Source organism: Saccharopolyspora sp. NPDC047091 (assembly GCF_040643635.1).
Classification (GTDB): Bacteria; Actinomycetota; Actinomycetes; order Mycobacteriales; family Pseudonocardiaceae; genus Saccharopolyspora_C.
This window is the reverse complement of record NZ_JBEYUS010000001.1, coordinates 141,584-160,699: the sequence shown is the minus strand read 5'-3', so window position 1 is coordinate 160,699 and position 19,116 is coordinate 141,584. Positions and strand designations below refer to the sequence as shown.

Here is a 19,116-nt window from a genome sequence, read left to right as displayed (position 1 = left end):
GGGTGTACCGGCATCCCAAGACGGGAAGTGTACGGGATCGCCCCGCAGCTCCCGCACAGGCGGTCCCATAACGGCGAACGCCGAGGCGGGGAGCGTGCCGGTCCGGTTCGCGCTCTGCGAAGATGTTCCCATGTCAGCACCAGTGGACCAGTCCGAGACAGGCACTTCGAAGCGGCGCGTGTCCGCCCGCGTCGGCGGCATCAGCGAGTCCGCGACGCTCGCGGTCGACTCGAAGGCGAAAGCGCTCAAGGCGGCCGGCCGGCCCGTCATCGGCTTCGGCGCAGGCGAGCCCGACTTCCCCACCCCGCAGCCCATCGTGGACGCCGCCGTCGCGGCCTGCGCCGACCCGCGCAACCACCGGTACAGCCCCGCCGCGGGCCTGCCGGAGCTGCGGGAGGCGATCGCGGCGAAGACCCTGCGCGACTCCGGGCTGACCGTCGACCCGAGCCAGGTCCTGGTCACCAACGGCGGCAAGCAAGCCGTCTACCAGGCGTTCGCCACGCTGCTCGACCCGGGCGACGAGGTGCTGCTGCCCGCGCCGTACTGGACGACCTACCCGGAGGCGATCGAGCTCGCCGGGGGCGTGCCGGTCGTGGTGCCCACCGACGACACCACCGGGTTCCTGGCGAGCGTCGAGCAGCTGGAGGCCGCGCGCACCTCGCGCACCAAGGTCCTGCTGTTCAACTCCCCGTCCAACCCGACCGGCGCGGTGTACCCGCCGGAGCAGGTCCGCGCCATCGGCGAGTGGGCCGTGCGCAACGGGGTCTGGGTCATCACCGACGAGATCTACGAGCACCTGGTCTACGGCGACGCCGAGCACGTCTCGATCGCCGCGCAGGTCCCGGAGCTCGCCGACACCTGCGTGATCCTCAACGGCGTCGCCAAGACCTACGCGATGACCGGCTGGCGGGTCGGCTGGATGATCGGGCCGAAGGATGTGATCAAGGCCGCCGCGAACCTGCAGTCGCACCTGTCGTCGAACGTGGCGAACGTGTCGCAGCGGGCCGCGCTGGCGGCGGTGACCGGGTCGCTGGACGCGGTCGCCGACATGCGCGCCGCGTTCGACCGGCGCCGCCGCACCATCGTCGAGATGCTCTCGGCGATCCCGGGCGTGACCTGCCCGGAGCCGGAGGGCGCGTTCTACGCGTACCCGTCGGTGCAGGAACTGCTGGGCAAGGAGATCCGCGGCGTGCGGCCGAAGACCAGCGCGGAGCTCGCCGAGCTCGTGCTGGAGCAGGCCGAGGTCGCCGTGGTGCCCGGTGAGGCCTTCGGCACCCCCGGCTACTTCCGGCTCTCCTACGCGCTCGGCGACGAGGACCTCGTGGCCGGTGTGCAGCGCGTCGCCGATCTGCTCGGCGAGGCGAAGTGAACTAGGCCGTTCCCGGGGCGGTCACCCGACCGCCCCGGTGGGCCGAGCTCCGCGCGGGGCCCGCCACGAGGGCTGAGCCGCCCCCAGGGCCCCGCGTGGGCCAAGATCCTCCCAAGACCACCGGGCCGCGCTCGCAGCACCGCCCGGAGCCGATCAGCCGCTATTCCGGCAACCGCACGACGGCGTTGGCGCCGCCGAGGACCGACTGGTCGTCGCTGCGGGCCGTGATGAGCACCTTCGCGGTGCCGTCCTCGTTCACCGCGGACACCTTGCCGCTCAGCTCCACCCGCGCCCCGACCCCGTCGTCCGGGACCACCACGGGCCGGGTGAACCGCACCGAGCAGTCCACGATGGCCGCCGGATCGCCGGTCCACTCGGACACCAGCCGACCGGCCAGCGCCATCGTGAACATGCCGTGCGCGATCACGTCGGGCAGCCCGACCTCGGTGGCGAACCGCTCGTTCCAGTGGATCCGGTTGAAGTCCCCGGACGCCCCCGCGTACCGCACCAGGTCCTCGCGGGTCACCGCGACGCTCAGCGCGGGCAGCTCGTCGCCCTTGGACAGCTCGGACAGCCGCACCGTCATGCCTGCTCCCCCTGTTCTGCCGTGCCGCGCGCCACTAGCGTGGAGATCGCGGTGCACACCGGCTCGCCGTCCGCGGTGGCGATCTCGGCGCGCACCGTGAGGAAGTCGTTGCCCGCGCGGGCCTTGATGTCGTCCACGACCACCGAGGTGCGCAGCACGTCCCCGGCCCGGATCGGGCGGTGGTGGGTGAAGCGCTGGTTGCCGTGCACGACCTTGCTGTAGTCCAGCCCGAGCGCCGAGTCGGCCACCACCGCGTCGTGCGCGCGCATCGAGAGGATCACCGCGAACGTCGGCGGGGCGATCACGTCCGGATGCCCGGCGGCCTGCGCGGCCGCCGCGTCGCGGTGCAGCGGGGAGGAGTCCTTGATCGCGTCGGCGAACTCGCGGATCTTCTCCCGGCCGACCTCGTAGGGCTCCGTGGGCGGGTATTCACGTCCGATGAATGACTGGTCTAGCGGCACCAGCGCAGGCTACCGACCGCGCCGGCGGACATCGGCACCAGACGCGAAGAACCCGCCGCGGCCAGCAGGCCGGGCGGGTTCTCCGAGTCCGTCGGGAGCGCTGTGGTCAGCGAGTCTCCTTGTGGGTGCGGTGCGTACCGCAGTGGGAGCAGAACTTCTTCATCGCCAAGCGGTCCGGGTCGTTGCGCCGGTTCTTGTTGGTGATGTAGTTGCGGTTCTTGCACTCCTCGCAGGCCAAGGTGATCTTGGGGCGAACGTCGGTGGCTGCCACGGAGGTGCCCTTCCTCTCTCGTACTGCGTCCTAGGAGGCTCGCTCGACAGGCGTGGGCGAACCGAAGTGGTAGCGGTGGCCGGACTTGAACCGACGACACAGCGATTATGAGCCGCTTGCTCTACCGACTGAGCTACACCGCCGAGGACAACCTGACAGGTTCTTCACCGAGGTTACCTCATGCAAAACAGCCGCAGCACCCAGATACCCGAGCACCGCGACTGTTTTCCGAGCCCCAATACGGAATCGAACCGTAGACCTTCTCCTTACCATGGAGACGCTCTGCCGACTGAGCTATTGGGGCATGTCCTTGCGGAGCGATTAGAACTTTACACACCCGCCGAACCGGCCTTGCGACGGGGGTCCCCTTTCGAGGTATTCCCAGCTCAGCGACCACTTCTTCGCCGCAGGAGCCGGAATCCGCGCGCTGCGGACGATCAGTGCACGAGTGTGAGCACCGTCTCGGACTTGGCGCCGCGGGCCTTCACGGTCCGCGCCTGCAGCCAGGCCTCCAGCCGGTCCTCCGGCAGCGGCCGCGAGATCAGGTAGCCCTGCGCGATGTCGCAGCGCATCCCGACGAGCTGGTCCCGGGCCGCGTCGTCCTCCACGCCCTCGGCGACCACGACCAGGTCCAGCGAGTGCCCGAGCTCCACGATGGTGCGCACCACGGCCATGTCGCTGAGGTCGGTGCCCATGCCGAGCACGAAGCTCTTGTCGATCTTCACCTCGTCGACGGGCAGCGTCCGCAGGTACGCCAGCGAGGAGTACCCGGTACCGAAGTCGTCCACGGCCAGCACCACGCCGAGCGCGTGCAGCCGCCGCAGCACCGGCATGGAGCGCTCCGGTTCCTCCATCACCGAGGACTCGGTGAGCTCGAAGGTGAGCAGCTCCGGCGGCACGTCGTGGCGGCGCAGCGCCTCCGCCACCCGGTCCGGGAAGGACTCGTCGTTGAGGTTGCGCACCGACAGGTTCACCGCGACCGACATCCGCAGATCCCGGTCCATCCACTCCCGCACCTTGATCAGCGCGCGCTCCATCACGAAGGACGTCAGCGCGTCGACCAGGCCGGTGGCTTCGACGACGGGCACGAACTCGTCCGGGTCGAGCCGGCCGTACTCGGGGTGCCACCAGCGCACCAGCGCTTCGGCGCCGACGACCTGCCTGCCGGGCAGCGCGACCTTCGGCTGGTAGTGCACTTCGACCTGGCCGGTGTCCAGCGCCTGCCGGAACTGGGTGACCAGCTGGAAGCGGCGCAGGAACACCTGGCCCATCGCCGGGGCGTAGCCCCGGACCACGTCCTTGGCGTTGCGCGCGGCGCGCACCGCCACGTCGGCGTGCTGCAGCAGCGTGTCGATGTCGTTCTCGGCGTCCGCGTCGGCCGGGGCGGACGAGGAGTACCCGGCGACACCGCCCGCCTCCACGACGAGCCGGTCCAGCGGGTAGGACTCGCCGATCACCTCGCAGAGCCGGGTGCCGACCTCGTGGGCCTGCTCCTCGGTGTGGTCGATGAGCAGTACCGAGAACGAGTTGGCCTCCAGCCGGGCCAGCGGTACTTCCGGGCCGAGCTCGCCGAGCATCCGCTGCCCGGCGGCGACGACGATCCGGTCGCCCCACGTGTAGCCGAGGGCTTCGCTGACCGTGGTCAGCAGGTCCAGGTCCACCCGCACCACCACCGCGGTCCGCCCGGCGCGCAGCTCCTCCGCCGCCATCTCGCGGAAGCCCGCGCGGTTCAGCAGGCCGGTGAGCAGGTCGTGGTAGGCGTCGTGCCGCAGCCGCGCCAGCAGCCGCCGGTTGTCCATGGCGGTGGCCAGGTGGCTGGCGAGGGTGTGCAGCAGCCGCACGTCGGCGCGACCGAAGCCACGCCACCGGCTGACCCGGTCGTGCGCCTCCACCGCGCCGAGCAGCTGGTTCGCCCCGCGCAGCGGCACTACCAGCGATTCGTAGGCGCCGCGCATCCGCAGCGCGCGGCGCACCTCGTCGGGTGCTTCGAGGGTGCGGAAGGACCGGACGTGACTGCCCGGGAGCTGCAGCAGCGGGTCGTCGCGCAACGCCTGCGGCCCGGCGATCCGGGCGGCTTCGGGGAGCGGTTCACCTGCGACGAGGGTGCTCACCTCGCCGCGCGGGTCCAGCCGCAGGCGCAGCACCACGCGGGTGGCGTTGAGCTGTTCCCGGATGCGTTCGGCGACCGGTTCCCACTCGGTGACCGAGGTGGTGTTGTCCTCCGGCTCGGAGGGGTTGCGCACCGCGGCCTGGCCGGACCGGGCGACGCTGAGGCTCACGTCGCTGAGCGCCTCCAGGTCGCGCTGCTCCCGCAGCAGGCCGGAGTACGCGCGGTAGAGACCGATGACGGCGACCGCGACGAGCGCCACCAGCAGCCAGCCCCAGCGGGTGCTCTTCGCCACCTCGTAGCCGATCAGCCCGACGGAGGTGTTGAGCAGCCCGACGGCGAGGGTGCGCACGGACAACCTCCCGGCGGCGCTGACCCGCATCGCACCGCCGAGCACGTGCAGCGCGGCGAGCGCGAAGGCGCAGCTGATCAGCGGGGAGGTCAGGGTGCCGACGACCGGGCCGAACCAGTCCGGGGCGGTCTGCGGCAGGGCGCGCTGCACGGCGGTGGCGATCGCGAACGGCACCGCGATCTCCAAGCAGAGCACGCCCGCGTTGTAGACGACGTGCGTGGCGGCGCGCCGCCCGACCTGGGCGCCGAGCCCGGCGAGCAGGTTGGCCGCGAGCACCACTTCGAACGGCGCGGTCAGCAGACCGAGGATCAGCGGGATCTCGGTGAAGGAGATGGTCCAGCCGACGCGCTTCACGTCCACGTCGATGGTGAGCTGTTCCGCGACGAGGAAGCCGATGGCCAGCAGCGGCCCGATGTAGAGCAGGCTGGCGTCGTAGCGGAACTCCAGCGCGGAGGACGTCAGACCGGACACGAGCAGCCCGACCAGGAGCGTGACCGCGGAGAACGCGGTGAACACCCGCCGACGCGCCGGATCGACCTCGGCCCGCACCGGCGGACGCGGGGTGTCCAGCGTCGCCTCCGGATCGAGGGTGTGGTGACTCTCGATCATCCACCCTCCTCCTGCCCGGCGACACGAATGTCGCACCGGATTGCCGAGCCGATCGTGACTCACGACGGGCACGGTTGGCCAGGGGCCAGCGGCCCGCCGAACGCCGTCAAGATCCATTTTCGAGCCGCCCGGCGCGCGGTGCGCGCACGGACCACCTGCGCAGACATCGAACTGACCAGCGACTTCGGCCGGTACCATCCTGGCGGTTCCAGCGCCCCCATGTCCCGGTGACCCGGCCAGGAGCAATGTGAAAAAGGCCGCAGCAACCGATCAGTGACCATGCGGAGAGTATCCGCGAAACACGGATAGTGACCGTAGTTCCGTCAATCGGAGCAACGGTCAGGCCAAGCCCAGTTCGTCTACGTAATCACGGACCGCTCGATCGAGATCAGCCAGCCCCGATTCTTCGGTCGGCAGGTGCCCGGCGCCGTTGAGTTCGGCGAACCTCCCCCGCGAGCCGAGGCGGTCGTAGAACTCCCGGGACAGCCGCGGCGGGGTCCAGCGGTCCTCGGCGGGGTGCGCCAGCAGCAGCGGCGGCCCCGCGTAGTCCTCCGGCTCCACCGCGGGCGCGGCGGCGAGGTAGCTGCGCAGGAAGCCCAGCGACATCCAGTTCCCGCCGGCGAGCGGGTCGGCCCAGATCGCGTGCGCGAACTGGGCGTGGTTGGACATCGCGGCGATGTTCACCAGCCACCGCACCGGAGCCCAAGCCGGGGGCAGCGGCATCGGCACCGAGCCGGGCAGCAGCCCGAGCAACCCGGACCACCGGCCCACTTCGGGCGTGGTCGCCAGCATGCGGCGCACCTCGTCCCGCCGCGGGTCCGCGAGCCCGGTCACCAGGACTCCGGCGACCGAGCCATCGGCTCCCGCACGTGCGGCCACGTCGTAGGCCAGCCGCCCAGCGGAGCCGACCCCCATCAGGACGATGGGCCGCTGGTCCGTTCGCCGCTCCGCCGCGATCAGGTCGGTGACGCACCGCAGCCAGCCGGCGTAGGTGGCGTTGCGCAACCCGCTGGAGGTCAGGCCGAAGCCCGGCAGGTCGGGCGCGAGGAATTCCAGGTCGGCGAGCGCGGGCAGCCTGCCGTAGGGCGTGAGCATCCGCCCGTAGCCGCCGATCCCGTGCAGCGCGATGACCTTCGCCGGTGCGTGCGGCCGCGGAATCCGGTCCAGGTGCACGCGTCTGCCGCGCCAGGCCCACCACTCCTCGACCGGCATGCCCGGGGCCGGCGCCTCGGGCCGCACCGCCGCGTTCGGCAGCGCCTCGGTCGGCAGGCCCCGGCCGGTCAGGAGTCGGCCCGCCGAGCCGCGCGGTCCCCCGTCGGGCTGGTCCAGGCTGAGCCCGCTGGGGAAGTACTCCTGGTAGCGGAGCCAGTGCCGGTGCTCCGCGTAGCTGGGACCGACGACGGTGTCGGATCCTGGTTCGGAAACTGCTCGCACACCACGAAAATACGGAGTGGGCATCGCGATGCGCATCGGCCACGAGCAGGCTCGCTACTGGTTCCAGGAGGCCCGGGTGGCTCGGCTGGCGACCGCCGACCCGGCGGGCCGACCGCACCTGGTCCCGATCACGTTCGCGGTCGACGGCGACTCGCTGGTGACCGCCGTCGACCACAAGCCGAAGTCGACGACCGCCCTGCGACGCCTGCGCAACATCGAGCGGAATCCGCAGGTCACCCTGCTCGTGGACCACTACGCCGAGGACTGGGAGCAGTTGTGGTGGGCGCGTGCCGACGGGCTCGCCGAGCTCGCCGCGGCCGAGCAGCACCCGCGGCTGGTGGCGGCGCTCACGGCGAAGTACGAGCAGTACCGGCAGCGGCCACCGCAGCTGACGTTGATCGTCGTGCGGGTGTCGCGGTGGAGCGGCTGGCGCGCCGCTGGTGATCACTCTCACGGCTGAACCCTCCTTCCGTCGGCTCCTCGTACCGCCGGATCGGGCGGCGGGATCCCGGTGGACTTCGCGTGCGGGGGTCGGCGACCGGTTACCGGCTCGTGCGCCGGGCGCGGGCGGTGGACCACCGAGCGGTCCGGCGCAGGGCCGGTCGAGAACCGGGTGGTCTGGAACTGGGTGGTCCGGGACCAGGCTGGGCAGGGATTGGTGGTCAGCAACCGGGGTGGGCTGGGCCGGGTGATCAGGGGCTGGACGGCCAGGCGCCGGGTGATCAGGTACCGGCCGATCGCCGTTTCGGGCCTGGCCGGTCAGGCCCGGACGCCCGGCGCCGGGTGGTCGCCGCCGGGCGCTCGACCACCGCGGATCACCCGGCGGCCCCCAGCAGGTAGAACGTCCGCCCCTGGTTGTCGGTGCAGGTCGCGAGCCGCCCGTAGGGCATGTCCGCCGGCTCGCCCGCGTTCCCGCCCTGCTCCCGGACCTTGGCGAGCGTGGCGTCCAAGTCGTCCGCCCGGAAGCAGAGGGTCACTTCGCCGGTGTCGCTGCCGTGCATCCCCGCCATCGGCCGCACGTCCTCGATCTGCCAGCCGTCCTCGACGTTGCCGGGGCCGAACCGCCAGCCGAGGACGGCGCCGTAGAACTCCTTCGCGAGCGCGGTGTCCGGCGTGGCGATGGTGATGTAGTCGATGTCCCCGTGCCGCGGTGGCCGCGACGCCGCGGGGTCGGCGCTCGCCCCGGCCCGCCCGGGCGGGGTCATGATCATCCACCGGTGGCCGAACGGGTCGTCGAACCGGCCGGAGCGGCCGTAGGGGTGCTCCTCGACGTCGCCCACCGCGGTCGCGCCGTGCTCCCGCGCGCGCTGCACGACGGCGTCCACGTCCGGGACCTCGACGTGCAGGGTCGTGCTGGCGCCGCCGCGGTGCACCGGCGCGAGCATGTCGATCTCGGGGAACTCATCGGCCAGGAACAGCGCGCTGCCGCCGACGTCGAGCTCCACGTGCCCGAGCCTGCCGTCGGTCATCGCGTACGGCTCGGCGCGCAGCCGGGCACCGAGCACCGCGCCGTACCAGTCGATCGCCCGCTGCGCGTCCGACACGGCGAGGTACGGCGTCAGCGTCATGGCCACCCGGTCGGACAGGTCCGCCCGCTGCTCGCGCGCGGCACCGGGACGGGTGGATTCGGTGTCGGTCATGGTCACTCCTCGGTCGTCGAGCAGCGCGCGCTCCAGCCGCTCCCGCAGTCGCCTGGCGAACTGCGGGGACGGCTCGGCGGGCACGATCGGCTCGCGAAGAACGTCGAACGGATCGGTCATCGCCGTCGCCCTCCTCCGGTGCCCGGTGCGTCGCTGGTTGCTTCGTACTCGCGGCGGAACGCCGCTCTGGCCCGGACCAGCAGGGCCTCGGTGGCGTGCACGGTCCGGTCCAGGTGCTCGGCGACCTCGGGCACGGGCAGCCCGTCGAGGTAGCGCAGCGTCAACGCCGCGCGGTGGTGCTCGCCCAACCTCGCCAGCACCTCCCGTGCCCACAACGCGTCCAACCGGATGTCCCACAGGTCCGCTTCGTCCCGTGGTTCCTGCTGTTCCAGCCGTTCCAGCCCGCGCCGTTCCCGGCCGATCGCGCGCCAGTGGTCGGCGAGCTTGTGCCGGGCGATGCCGACCAGCCACGCCACCGTCGGCGGGTTGCCCGACCGTTCCCGGGCGGCCTGCACCGCCGCGAGGAACGTGTCCGCGGTCAAATCCTCGCTCAACGCGTGATCCCCGGAACGACCGAGCAGATAGCCGTACACCTGCGGCAGCGCCTCGTCGTACATCTCGAGCAACGCCGCCGCCGGGTCCGGTTGCACCTGCGGTCGCTTCACATCCCCATAGTCGTTCGGGAGCGCGGAGCTCCGACGCCCTCGACCGCCCTCCGTTCGGGTGATGCGAGGTCGGCACCGCGCACGAGGGGCTCGACGGCGGCCTCTAACCTGCGGTGCGTGTCCGAAGAGCTGGTCCCCTCCCCCGAGCTGTCCCGCCTCGCGGCGGCGCTGGACGTCCTCGACGAGCACGCCGAGCTCAACCACCGCTACCGGCGGCTGATCACCGATTCCCGGAGCGCGCTGAGCGCCCCGCTGCTCCGCACCACCCAGGCGCGGGGCATCGGCAAGAAGCTGCTGGTGCTGGTGAAGGCGGCCGGACCCGACTTCCCCGACACCCTCGCCGCGGCGGACCGCGCCGCCCTGCAGGACGGCTTGGCGCAGGCGGACGAACTCGTCTTCCGCACGTGACCGCGCCCCGGCCGCTCGTGCGAGTTCGACGTCCTCGATGCCGGCGAGCGGCCTGAGCAGCGCATCGACCATCGCCCCCTCCCGAGCGGCGTGAGCCCGGTCCAGGTCGGCGAGCGCCGCCCTGCTCGGGGTCACCGCGTCCAGAGCACCGAAGTCATGCGGAAAGCCTCGACCGCGGGTGCGATCAGGACAGCTTCGGTGAACTGGGCCGCGCGCTGCCCGGCATCACGCCGCGGATGCTCACCGGGCAGCTGCGCGAGCGGGAGGCCGACGGCCTGGTGGTGCGCACCGTCCACCACCAGGTGCCACCCGAGGTGGAGTACTCCGCCAGCGAGGTCGGCGAAAGCCTGCGCACCCTCACCGACCAGCTCGAACGGTGGGGCCGCGACTACCGGGAGTGGGACCGCGAGCGGCGCGGGGGCCCGCGCATGACCAGTCCGGCTCAGACCCCCGGCGCGCCGGACCGGTGCCGCAGGACGAACTCGACCACCACGCGTGATCGCGTCCCGAGCTGGGCACCCTCCGGCGGAGACCGACGGGAGGAGCCCCATGAACGCACCGGAACCGACCACCGAGCAGCTCACCGCGTGGCGCAACCTGCTGGACGCGTTCGCCCAGGTCAGCGCGTCGTGGGACGCCGCGGTCGCGATCGACCGGGAGGCTGGCCCCGGCGAGGGCCCGGCGAGTTCCGTGCCGGAGCCGCTGCACGCGTCGTTCGCCCGCGCGGCGGCGGAGACCTCCGACGTGCTCGCCGGGATCGCCGACGCGCTGGGCGACGGGGAGCGTGCCGGGACGTTCGCCGAGGTGGACCGGGCGCAGCGCGCCGCCCGCGACGCCTGGTCCTCGGCCCACTCGTCGAGCACCGGCTGACCGGATCAGCGCCCGGCGAAGCGGTCCGTGACCTCGACCAGCACATCCGCCACGGCACCGCGCCCGCCGTGCCCCGCGTCGTCGACCAGCCGCAGTTCCGCGTCCGCCCACACCTGCGCCAGGTGCCACGCGGTGTCCGGCGGGGTGCTCACGTCGTTCCGGCCGTGCACGAGCGCACCCGGAATCCCGTTGAGCCGCACCGCGTTCCGCAGCAGCTCGCCATCGGCGAACCACGCGCCGTGCCGCCAGTAGTGCGTGACCAGCCGCGCGAACGTCAGCCGGAACGCGGGGTCCGCGTAGCGCGGATCGGGGCGGGCGTGCCCCACCGCCACGTGCGCTTCCTCCCAGCGGCACCAGTCCAGCGCCGCCCGCGCCCGCACCGCGGGGTCCGGGTCGTGCAGCAACCGGTTGTAGGCGTCGACGAGCCTGCCGTCCCGGTCGGCCGCGGGGACGCCGGCGCGGAACCGCTCCCACTGCTCGGGGAACACGCGCCGCATGTCCCGCGTGATCCAGTCGACCTCGCGGTGCGTGGTGGTGCCGACACTGAACAGCACGAGTTCGGTGACCCGCTCCGGGTGCAGTTCCGCGTACGCCAGCCCCAGCGTGGAACCCCACGACCCGCCGAACACCATCCACCGCTCGACGCCGAGGTGGCGGCGCAGCAGTTCGACGTCCGCCACCAGGTGGTGCGTGGTGTTCGTGGCCAGGTCGGCGTCCGGTTCGCCTGCGTTCGGCATGCTGCGCCCGCAGCCGCGCTGGTCGAACAGCACGATCCGGTACGCGTCCGGGTCGAAGTAGCGCCGCCAGCCCGGCCCGCAGCCGCCGCCGGGCCCGCCGTGCAACACCACCACCGGTTTCCCGTCCGGGGAGCCGCACACTTCCCAGTGCATCCGGTGGCCGTCGCCGACATCGAGCCGCCCGCTGTCGTGGGGTTCGATCTCCGGGTACATCTCCGCAGGCTATCGAGGCTCGCGGTCCGCTCAGAAGATTCGCTCTGTCGTTCCCCCCGGCCGACCACGCATACTTCCGGGTGTCCAGCGCCTGAGCAGAGGAGGTTCCGGTGCCCCCGGAACGGCAGTCCGCGCCCGACCTGTCCGGCATCACCGGTAGCCCGGACACGAGCGGTCCGAACGCGGCCCGGATGTACGACTACTACCTGGGCGGCTCGGCGAACTTCGCGGTGGACCGCGCGACGGCCGACGAGCAGATCGCGGTGCTGCCGAGCGTCGCTTCCACCGCGCGCGCGAACCGCGCCTTCCTCGGCCGCGCCGTGCGGATGATCCTGGACTCCGGGGTGAACCAGTTCCTCGACCTGGGATCCGGCGTGCCCACCGTCGGCAACGTGCACGAGATCGCCCACCAGATCGACCCGGAAGCCCGCATCGCCTACGTGGACCGGGAACCGATCGCGGTGGCGCACAGCCGCAGGCTGCTGCGCGGCGACGAGCGGGTGTCGGTCACCCAAGCCGACCTGACCGAGCCGGAGAAGGTGCTCGCCGCTCCCGGCGTGGCGAAGCTCCTGGACTTCAGCAGGCCGGTCGCGGTCCTCGCGATCAGCGTGCTGCACTTCGTCCGCGACGACCAGGACCCGGCGGGCGTCCTCGCCACCTACCGCGACGCCTGCGTCCCCGGCAGCTTCCTCGCCCTGTCGCACACCACCGCCGAGAACCTCGCACCCTCCACAGTGGACGAAGGCTTGGCGATCTACCAGCGCACCTCGACCCCGGTGTTCCCCCGCCCCATCTCCGAAGCAGACGGGCTGCTGGCCGGCTACGAGATCCTCGAACCCGGCGCCACCCTCGTCACCACCTGGCGCCCGGACTCCGAACCCGACCCCGACAGCCCCGTCGCGAACACCTGGGCGGTGGTGGGGGTGCTGCGGTAGCGGGGCAGCTCGCGGAGACCGCTCACGCGTTGTCGAGGTTGCTCCCACGTGTTCAGCGCACCCGCGGGCTCCGGTCATCGTCGTCCGGCGAACCGCGCATGCATCCGAATGAGCCCCAAGCCGAGCAGGGCGCCATCTACTCGACGAGCTGCGCCGGCTCCGAACTGCGGGTGTGGCCGTGCTGCATCACGTCCGTCCACGTCGCTTCCGCCTGCCGAGCTCGGTCAAGCTTGCGCCGAGCAGGAGCACGACGAGGACTACGAGACCCCACAAGACCGGCCCCGGAAGCAAGGACGACGAAGCGGTCGTCGACAGCAAGGCGACCAGCGTCAGCGCCAGGATGACCGTCGCGGCTACCAGCGATCGTGACGATATGCGTTCCATCAGCACCTCGAACCACGGGATTTCCGTGCTCGTCGTAGCACGAACCTGTCACGCCGGCCCCGGACAGGCCGTACGTGGCCACGAAAACGGCCCGGTGACCCTGCCTCAGCAGGTCACCGGGCCGTTTCGGCTGGTGTGCCAGGTGGAGGATTCGAACCTCCGAAGCTTGCGCGGCTGATGCAGACCACGCGACGCGGGGCGCTGACCACGAACAACGCTCTCTTCCTGACAGATCCGGGCACAGATTCGGCGCGGTGCGCCCGCCGGGAGGCTGAAGAGCCCCGCCACCTCTCCGGCACGCTTGGCGGGTACCGGCACGCGGCCGAGCGGGTCGAGCGCATCGACGAAGGCGGGCAGGCCGAGGCGGCTCGGTCGATGCTCGGATCTCTTGCCGAGGCTCCCGGAATTACCCGAAACACCTGAGCGACGAGCGCTGCACTCGCTTTTTACAGAGGAACAGCCTCAAACCAGGTTCGAAGTTCTCGGGTGATGTCGTCGTCTACGGCTAGGCGACCTTGGGGGTGGTCTTCGTAACGAACGCGGAGGGTTTTCATCGCTGCGAGCAGTTCGCGTTCTTCGGTCGGCTCGAAGTAGCCGACGCTGGTGATCAGCAGGCTCGCGCGGTACGGGGTGATGACGTCGTCCAGCAAAGAGCCGGCCGCGTTCAGGCAGGCCATGGGGAAGTGGGCGTCGGGAGTGTCACGGCCGACGAGAACGCTCGGCGGAATTCGCGCGAACACCGGCCCTGCCGCGTCGTCGTCACGGACTGCGTCTCGCTGCGGTCCTGCGGCCACTTCGGCTAGCGGCTCGCAGACCCGCAGCTGCTCGATGCAGTCGAAACTCATCCGCTCGAAACGACTCCCGGTGCGGTGTTGTGTCGGTTCGTTCCAGAGCGCGAGGACCTTACGGTAGGGCTCGATAAGCCCGCTACCGCTAACGTCGCCGTAGGACAGCAGCGCGCATCCGTGGATGAAGTCGGTCAGCTCTCGCCGCAGGGCGAGCTGCGGACGAGCCCGGACTTGTTCCTGTTCCTGGTCACGAAGTTCCTGGATCCGTTGCCGCACTCCCGTTGGCCGCATGCTGGGTAGGATATGTGGACTGCCACTCACTGCGTGGTTGCGCGTCGTGGGTCGACGCGGGAGCCCAGTAGGCGCATTCGGTCCAGTCGTTTTCGAGACGGGGCCCGTGTAGATGGTGACGATGTCGCTGGTGCGTGGATCAACGACTGCGTACGGACGACGTTGAAGGAAGCACTCGACTTCGCACGGGAAAGGAAGCTGCTCCGGTGAACCCGATGGAGTCGGTCGCCCGGTCCCCTGCTCGCCGGGCCTCACGAACTACCTGAACCGCCATCTGCGGCTGTACGGCACCGCGCCTGACGGTCGGCTGTTCCCCGGCCAGCGAAGCGGCGGGCGGCTCGGAAGCAGCGTCTACGGCCGCGTGTGGGCGCGTGCCCGCGCTGCGGTGTCTACCGAGGAGGTCCAGGCGTCGCCGTTGGCGAAGCGTCCCTACGACCTCCGCCACGCCGCGGTCTCCACCTGGCTCAACGCCGGCGTGGAACCCACGCGCGTAGCCGAGTGGGCGGGACACAGCGTGCACGTCCTGCTCCGGGTCTACGCGAAGTGCCTCGACGGAGGCGAGACGGCGGCCCGGCAGCGAGTCCAAGATCTTCTCGGCGACGCCTAACTGTGGCACGTATATGGCACAGACGGCCGTGAAGACCCGTAGCTAGCCGGACACGACCGGACAACACAAAACGGCCCGGTGACCCTGTTCTTGCAGTTCACCGGGCCGTTTCGGCTGGTGTGCCAGGTGGAGGATTCGAACCTCCGAAGCTTGCGCGGCTGATTTACAGTCAGCTCCCTTTGGCCGCTCGGGCAACCTGGCTTCGCTAGCCGACTCTCGTTGGCTTGCGGGAACAAGGATACAGACTCGCGGCGACCGCTTCCCGAGGGGGTGGGGCCGGTAGCGTGTCCGGGCGACAAGGCCCGTTCCCAACAGGAGGTGCGCGAGGTGGCAGACCCGTCGTTCGACGTGGTGAGCAAGGTGGACCGGCAGGAAGTGGACAACGCGCTGAACCAGGCGGCGAAGGAGCTCGCCAACCGGTTCGACTTCCGCGGCACCGGAACGAAGATCCAGTGGTCCGGGCAGGAGGGGATCGCACTGGAGTCGGAGACCGAGGAGCGGTGCCGTGCCGCGATCGAGGTCTTCAAGGAGAAGTTGATCAAGCGGGGCATCTCGCTGAAGGCCTTCGACGTCGGTGAGCCCGCCAGCTCGGGGCAGATCTACCGGGTCAGCGGCAAGGTGGTGCAGGGCATCGAGCAGGACGTCGCGAAGAAGATCTCGAAGAAGATCCGCGACGAGGGCCCGAAGGGCGTGCAGGCGCAGATCCAGGGCGACCAGCTGCGGATCTCCGGCAAGAAGAAGGACGACCTGCAGAACGTCATCCAGCTGCTGAAGGCCACCGACTTCGACGTGGCGCTGCAGTTCGAGAACTTCCGCTGATCGTCGGACGCCCCGACGTGGACCGGCGCGGCCGGGCCGGGTGCCATCACGGGGAGGCAGCACCCGGTCCGGGATGTCGGCACGCACCCGCAACACCGCCTACGATCGCCGCTGTCGCCCGATCGGGCGGCCGTGCGACTGCCGGAGCGTCCGGGCGCCGAGAAGACGATCTAGGCGGACTCAGCGCCCGGCGACCCGCAACGACGTCCGCGACGACCGGGGCGCCGCGCTCCGATGTCCCGCACCCGGCATCGCGACCCGGCCGAGCAGTACCCGCGAAGCACCCCCGTTCGGGGACCCAGTGCGCCGGGCTTCGCGACCCGGCCGAGCAACGCCCCGTGCGGTTGCCCAAGGCCCTCGCGCCGAGCCCCGGCCGAGCAACCCCAGGGGGCCCACCGCGCCCGGCGAGCCCCGGCCGGGCAGCCCGGCGGAGCATCCCCGTGCGGTGGCCCACTGCGCCTGGGAAACCCGGCGGAACCCCGAATCCGGTCGACTACCGTGGGGGCCGACCCACGGGCTCTGGAGGGATGCCGGGTGAGAGGAATCGTGCTCGCGGGGGGCAGCGGCACCCGGCTGCACCCGCTGACGCAGGCCGTGTCCAAGCAGCTGCTCCCGGTCTACGACAAGCCGATGGTGTACTACCCGCTGTCGGTGCTGATGCTCGCCGGCATGCGGGACGTGCTGCTCATCTCGACCCCGGTGGACCTGCCGCTGTTCCGGCGCCTGCTCGGCGACGGCTCCCAGTTCGGCATCAACATCGAGTACGCGGAGCAGCCGCAGCCGAACGGGCTCGCCGAGGCGTTCGTGATCGGCGCCGACTTCATCGGCGGTGACCCGGTGGCGCTGGTGCTCGGCGACAACATCTTCTACGGGCAGGGCTTCTCCCGGGTGCTGCAGCAGTCCACCCGGGACCTGGACGGCTGCACGCTGTTCGGCTATCCGGTCCGGGACCCGCACCGCTACGGCGTGGGCGAGGTCGACGGGAACGGCAAGCTCGTCTCCATCGTGGAGAAACCGGAGCACCCGCGGTCCAACAAGGCCATCACCGGCCTGTACTTCTACGACAACGACGTGGTGGAGATCGCGCGCGGCCTGGCCCCCTCGCCGCGCGGCGAGCTGGAGATCACCGACGTCAACACGACCTACCTGGAGCAGGGGCGCGCCCACCTCACCGAGCTGGGGCGCGGCTACGCGTGGCTGGACACCGGCACGCACGACTCGCTGCTGGAGGCCGGGCAGTTCGTGCAGGTGCTGGAGCACCGGCAGGGCGTGCGCATCGCCTGCCTGGAGGAGATCGCGCTGCGGATGGGGTTCATCTCCGCCGACCAGTGCCACGCGCTCGGTGCCAAGCTCGCGAAGTCCGCCTACGGCGAGTACGTCATGGACGTCGCGCGCTCGGCGGGCGCGGGCACCTGACGCGGGCCCGGCCGCTTCAGGACATCAGCCTGCGTCAGGGCATCAGCCTGCGGCCGGCCATCCCTTCGAGCCGCTGCACCCGCTCGCTGATCGGCGGGTGGGTGGAGAACAGGCGCGCCATCCGCTCCCCCGGCCGGAACGGGTTCGCGATCATCAGGTGCGACTGCGACACCAGCTGCGGTTCGGGGGCGAGCGGCGCCTGCTGGGTGCCGCGCTCCAGCTTGCGCAGCGCGGAGGCGAGCGCCAGCGGATCGCCGGTGAGCTCCGCGCCGGACGCGTCGGCCTGGTACTCGCGGGACCGGCTCACCGCCATCTGCACCACCGCGGCGGCCACCGGGCCCAGCAGGGCGATCAGCAGCATCGCGACCGGGCTGGGCCGGTCCTCGTCGTTGCCGCCGAACATGCCGAACAGCATCCCGAAGTTCGCCAGGAAGGTGACCACGCTGGCCAGCGCCCCGGCCACGCTGGAGATCAGGATGTCCCGGTTGTACACGTGGGACAGCTCGTGCCCGAGCACGGCGCGCAGCTCGCGCTCGTCGAGCAGTTCGAGGATGCCGCTGGTGCAGCACACCGCCGCGTTGCGCGGGTTGCGGCCGGTGGCGAACGCGTTCGGCGCCCGGGTGGGGCTGATGTAGAGCGCGGGCATCGGCTGCCGCGCGGAGGTCGCCAGCTCCCGCACGATGCGGTACATCGCGGGCTGCTCCGCCTCCGACACGGGCCGGGCGTGCATGGAACGCAACGCCAGCTTTGCCGAATTGAAATAGGCGTAGCCGTTCATGCCGAGCGCCACGACCAGCGCCACGACCAGGCCCACTCGGCCGAACAAGGAGCCCACCAGAAGGACCAGGGCGCTCATCCCGCCCAGCAGCAGTGCGGTCTTGAGTCCGTTGACGTGCCCACCCACCGCGCTGTGCCCTCCGTACCTGTCGCCGCTCACCGCTCGTTCGCCTCCGGAACTTCCTGGGATCGCCTCGGACCTGCGGAATCGTTGCGCCGTTCCGATCGGGACCCACTGGGAGAACGCGTGGCGCGCGGGTGGAGTTCCGCCGCGGCGGAGTGCCCCGCACCACCCGAGAGGTCCAGACCGGTTCGACCGTTATGCAACGATGACCTGCATAGTTTGGATCATCCTGCACGGGATCGGGACGCCGAGATCGTTTCGGCCTAGCATGACCGCGCCACCGAATGAACGACTCTTCCGCACAGGGGGTGGGCGGGAGAGCGGAAAGGATCCAAGATGTTCGCCAAACTGCGCAGGCGCCGCGGGAACACGGGCGCCGCCCCACGTCCCGGCGCCGGGAACGCCGGCTACCTGCCGGAAACCCCCCTCGACGGCGGCGTGATCAGCTGCCAGGTGCACGACGAGATGGGCAAGCTGCTGCCGGGCGCCACGGTCACCATCACCGACCGGCTCAACCAGCAGATCGCCCAGGCCGACACGGACAGCTACGGCTCGTTCCTTGCAACGGTGCAGCCCGGTATGCACAAGATCTCGATCAACGCCGGCGGCTTCAAGCGAAAGAGCGCCCGCATCGAGGTCCGGGTCAACCAGCACACCTCGCTCGGCGGCGTGCGGCTCGAATCGGACAACTCGCTGGCGCTGCCGCAGCCCGGCACGTGGACCTTCGACCCCACGCACACCGAGATCCACTTCGTCGCGCAGCACGTCGGCATGTCGAAGATCCGCGGCCGGTTCAACTCCTTCGAGGGGCAGATCCAGGTCGGGCGCCGCTTCGAGGACTCCCGGATCGACGTCGTCATCGACGCCGACAGCATCGACACCGGGGTGAACATGCGGGACACCCACCTGCGGTCCGCGGACTTCCTCGACGTGGAGAACTACCCGAAGCTGTACTTCAGCAGCACCAAGTTCCACCAGGTCCGCGGCGACCGCTGGCTCATCGACGGCGCCTTCACGCTCCGCGGCACCAGCAGCAACGTGCAGCTCGACACCGCGTACCTCGGGCAGCGGACCTGGCAGGGGCCCGGGTTCGAGAGCGACCGGCGGGCCGCCTGCCGCGCCAGCACCACGCTGCGCCGCGAGGACTACGCGGTGAACTGGCAGGCCACCCTCGCCAAGGGCATCGCCGTCGTCGGTCCGACCATCGAGATCGAACTCGGCGTGCAGGCAGTGCTGGAACAGTGATCGATCCG

Annotated in this window: 20 protein-coding genes, 3 tRNA genes and 1 pseudogene; 11 read left to right on the top strand and 13 right to left on the bottom strand. The window is 71.0% G+C overall.

The annotated features are described in order from the left end of the window. The first annotated feature begins 130 nt into the window (after positions 1-130). Entirely contained in the window at positions 131-1,369 is a 1,239-nt protein-coding gene (locus tag ABZ805_RS00825; RefSeq protein ID WP_358432520.1) for a pyridoxal phosphate-dependent aminotransferase, read from the top strand. Positions 1,370-1,529: 160 nt separating this feature from the next. On the opposite strand, the gene ABZ805_RS00820 is transcribed toward ABZ805_RS00825, so the two are convergent. The 7 genes from ABZ805_RS00820 to ABZ805_RS00790 form a co-directional block, all read right to left on the bottom strand. Continuing rightward, a complete protein-coding gene (locus ABZ805_RS00820) occupies positions 1,530-1,955 on the bottom strand; it encodes a MaoC family dehydratase (RefSeq protein ID WP_358432518.1) in 426 nt (141 codons plus the stop codon). Continuing rightward, the gene (locus ABZ805_RS00815) at positions 1,952-2,416 is read right to left on the bottom strand and encodes a MaoC family dehydratase N-terminal domain-containing protein (protein ID WP_224956908.1); all 465 of its coding nucleotides are present in this window, start codon (positions 2,414-2,416) and stop codon (positions 1,952-1,954) included. Before ABZ805_RS00815 ends, ABZ805_RS00820 begins: the two co-directional genes overlap by 4 nt. A gap of 106 nt (positions 2,417-2,522) precedes the next feature. After that, the gene (gene rpmG / locus ABZ805_RS00810; protein ID WP_358432516.1) at positions 2,523-2,687 is read right to left on the bottom strand and encodes a 50S ribosomal protein L33; all 165 of its coding nucleotides are present in this window, start codon (positions 2,685-2,687) and stop codon (positions 2,523-2,525) included. Between the two features lie 67 nt (positions 2,688-2,754). Continuing rightward, positions 2,755-2,830: transfer RNA gene (locus ABZ805_RS00805), tRNA-Met, on the bottom strand. An 88-nt stretch (positions 2,831-2,918) separates the two neighbouring features. After that, positions 2,919-2,991 (bottom strand) — tRNA-Thr (locus ABZ805_RS00800). Between the two features lie 133 nt (positions 2,992-3,124). After that, positions 3,125-5,755, bottom strand: coding sequence for a bifunctional diguanylate cyclase/phosphodiesterase (locus ABZ805_RS00795; RefSeq protein ID WP_358432514.1), 2,631 nt, complete (start codon positions 5,753-5,755; stop codon positions 3,125-3,127). 339 nt (positions 5,756-6,094) lie between these two features. Further along, positions 6,095-7,189, bottom strand: coding sequence for an alpha/beta hydrolase (locus ABZ805_RS00790; RefSeq protein WP_358432512.1), 1,095 nt, complete (start codon positions 7,187-7,189; stop codon positions 6,095-6,097). Between the two features lie 28 nt (positions 7,190-7,217). Between ABZ805_RS00790 and ABZ805_RS00785 the strand changes: the two genes are divergently transcribed. Then, positions 7,218-7,649: a TIGR03668 family PPOX class F420-dependent oxidoreductase gene (locus ABZ805_RS00785; protein WP_358432723.1), complete on the top strand. Its 432-nt coding sequence runs from the start codon at positions 7,218-7,220 to the stop codon at positions 7,647-7,649. A gap of 355 nt (positions 7,650-8,004) precedes the next feature. Here the strand turns inward: ABZ805_RS00785 and ABZ805_RS00780 are convergent, their stop codons facing one another. Both ABZ805_RS00780 and ABZ805_RS00775 read right to left on the bottom strand, forming a co-directional pair. Then, positions 8,005-8,949 (bottom strand): VOC family protein, encoded by a 945-nt coding sequence (locus tag ABZ805_RS00780; protein ID WP_358432510.1) that lies wholly within the window; start codon positions 8,947-8,949, stop codon positions 8,005-8,007. Then, complete coding sequence (locus ABZ805_RS00775; RefSeq protein WP_358432508.1) at positions 8,946-9,494, bottom strand: sigma-70 family RNA polymerase sigma factor; 549 nt, start codon at positions 9,492-9,494, stop codon at positions 8,946-8,948. The genes ABZ805_RS00780 and ABZ805_RS00775 overlap by 4 nt, the downstream gene beginning before the upstream one ends. A 117-nt stretch (positions 9,495-9,611) precedes the next feature. Here ABZ805_RS00775 and ABZ805_RS00770 point away from each other — a divergent pair, with 117 nt between their 5' ends. The 3 genes and pseudogenes from ABZ805_RS00770 (at position 9,612) to ABZ805_RS00760 (ending at position 10,772) form a co-directional block, all read left to right on the top strand. Beyond that, positions 9,612-9,902 (top strand): hypothetical protein, encoded by a 291-nt coding sequence (locus tag ABZ805_RS00770; RefSeq protein WP_358432506.1) that lies wholly within the window; start codon positions 9,612-9,614, stop codon positions 9,900-9,902. Positions 9,903-10,096: 194 nt separating this feature from the next. Then, positions 10,097-10,258, top strand: a pseudogene (locus tag ABZ805_RS00765) (helix-turn-helix domain-containing protein); the annotation flags it as partial. Between the two features lie 193 nt (positions 10,259-10,451). Next, positions 10,452-10,772 (top strand): hypothetical protein, encoded by a 321-nt coding sequence (locus tag ABZ805_RS00760; protein WP_358432504.1) that lies wholly within the window; start codon positions 10,452-10,454, stop codon positions 10,770-10,772. 5 nt (positions 10,773-10,777) lie between these two features. Here the strand turns inward: ABZ805_RS00760 and pip are convergent, their stop codons facing one another. After that, positions 10,778-11,722 carry a prolyl aminopeptidase gene (gene pip, locus ABZ805_RS00755; RefSeq protein WP_358432502.1) on the bottom strand — a complete coding sequence of 315 codons (945 nt, stop codon included), beginning with the start codon at positions 11,720-11,722 and terminating at the stop codon, positions 10,778-10,780. Between the two features lie 110 nt (positions 11,723-11,832). Between pip and ABZ805_RS00750 the strand changes: the two genes are divergently transcribed. Then, positions 11,833-12,657 (top strand): SAM-dependent methyltransferase, encoded by an 825-nt coding sequence (locus ABZ805_RS00750; protein WP_358432500.1) that lies wholly within the window; start codon positions 11,833-11,835, stop codon positions 12,655-12,657. A gap of 561 nt (positions 12,658-13,218) precedes the next feature. Continuing rightward, positions 13,219-13,464 (top strand): hypothetical protein, encoded by a 246-nt coding sequence (locus ABZ805_RS00745; RefSeq protein ID WP_358432498.1) that lies wholly within the window; start codon positions 13,219-13,221, stop codon positions 13,462-13,464. Positions 13,465-13,487: 23 nt separating this feature from the next. Here ABZ805_RS00745 and ABZ805_RS00740 read toward each other — a convergent pair whose 3' ends face one another. Beyond that, positions 13,488-14,120 carry a hypothetical protein gene (locus ABZ805_RS00740; RefSeq protein ID WP_358432496.1) on the bottom strand — a complete coding sequence of 211 codons (633 nt, stop codon included), beginning with the start codon at positions 14,118-14,120 and terminating at the stop codon, positions 13,488-13,490. Between the two features lie 415 nt (positions 14,121-14,535). Between ABZ805_RS00740 and ABZ805_RS00735 the strand changes: the two genes are divergently transcribed. After that, entirely contained in the window at positions 14,536-14,727 is a 192-nt protein-coding gene (locus ABZ805_RS00735; protein ID WP_358432494.1) for a hypothetical protein, read from the top strand. A gap of 120 nt (positions 14,728-14,847) precedes the next feature. Here ABZ805_RS00735 and ABZ805_RS00730 read toward each other — a convergent pair. Further along, positions 14,848-14,928, bottom strand: a tRNA-Tyr gene (locus tag ABZ805_RS00730). 126 nt (positions 14,929-15,054) lie between these two features. On the opposite strand from ABZ805_RS00730, the gene ABZ805_RS00725 reads away from it, so the two are divergent. Together ABZ805_RS00725 and rfbA are read left to right on the top strand one after the other, a co-directional pair. Continuing rightward, the gene (locus ABZ805_RS00725) at positions 15,055-15,546 is read left to right on the top strand and encodes a YajQ family cyclic di-GMP-binding protein (protein ID WP_358432492.1); all 492 of its coding nucleotides are present in this window, start codon (positions 15,055-15,057) and stop codon (positions 15,544-15,546) included. Between the two features lie 534 nt (positions 15,547-16,080). Beyond that, on the top strand, positions 16,081-16,962 hold the full coding sequence (gene rfbA / locus ABZ805_RS00720) for a glucose-1-phosphate thymidylyltransferase RfbA (RefSeq protein ID WP_358432490.1): 882 nt from the start codon (positions 16,081-16,083) through the stop codon (positions 16,960-16,962). 34 nt (positions 16,963-16,996) lie between these two features. On the opposite strand, the gene htpX is transcribed toward rfbA, so the two are convergent. Next, positions 16,997-17,866: a zinc metalloprotease HtpX gene (htpX, locus tag ABZ805_RS00715; protein WP_358432721.1), complete on the bottom strand. Its 870-nt coding sequence runs from the start codon at positions 17,864-17,866 to the stop codon at positions 16,997-16,999. 333 nt (positions 17,867-18,199) lie between these two features. On the opposite strand from htpX, the gene ABZ805_RS00710 reads away from it, so the two are divergent. Then, positions 18,200-19,108, top strand: a complete 909-nt coding sequence (locus tag ABZ805_RS00710) for a YceI family protein (protein ID WP_358432488.1) — start codon at positions 18,200-18,202, stop codon at positions 19,106-19,108. The last annotated feature ends 8 nt before the right edge of the window (positions 19,109-19,116 follow it).